The following is a 246-nucleotide window of genomic DNA, read 5'->3' as shown; positions in this document are numbered from 1 at the left end:
GCAACTGGATCAACATCTTTAGAATTAATAATAGCATCAGCACCTAATTCTTTCGCGAATGCTAATTTATCATCATTGATGTCGAAGGCAACAATTTTAGCCCCCATAACGTTTTTAGCATATTGTACAACAGGTCGTGAAACACTTTGCCGTAGTGTGAAAAATGCTGGTTATACAGTAGATGGTGCAATGGCTGAACAAGTTATTGTTACTGCAGACTATGCTGTGAAAGTACCTGAAAAATTA

General features: G+C 37.0%; 2 pseudogenes. One reads left to right on the top strand and one right to left on the bottom strand.

Features of this window, described 5'->3' with window-relative positions:
* Positions 1–128, bottom strand: a pseudogene (locus tag IDG63_RS14550) (zinc-binding dehydrogenase); the annotation flags it as partial.
* Here IDG63_RS14550 and adhP point away from each other — a divergent pair.
* Positions 121–246: pseudogene (gene adhP / locus IDG63_RS14545) on the top strand (alcohol dehydrogenase AdhP); the annotation flags it as partial. The pseudogenes IDG63_RS14550 and adhP sit on opposite strands and share 8 nt — an antisense overlap.

The sequence above is a fragment of the Staphylococcus sp. EG-SA-14 genome (assembly GCF_017151935.1).
GTDB classification, from domain to species: Bacteria; Bacillota; Bacilli; order Staphylococcales; family Staphylococcaceae; genus Staphylococcus; species Staphylococcus aureus.
This window is presented reverse-complemented; position numbering and strand designations above follow the sequence as displayed.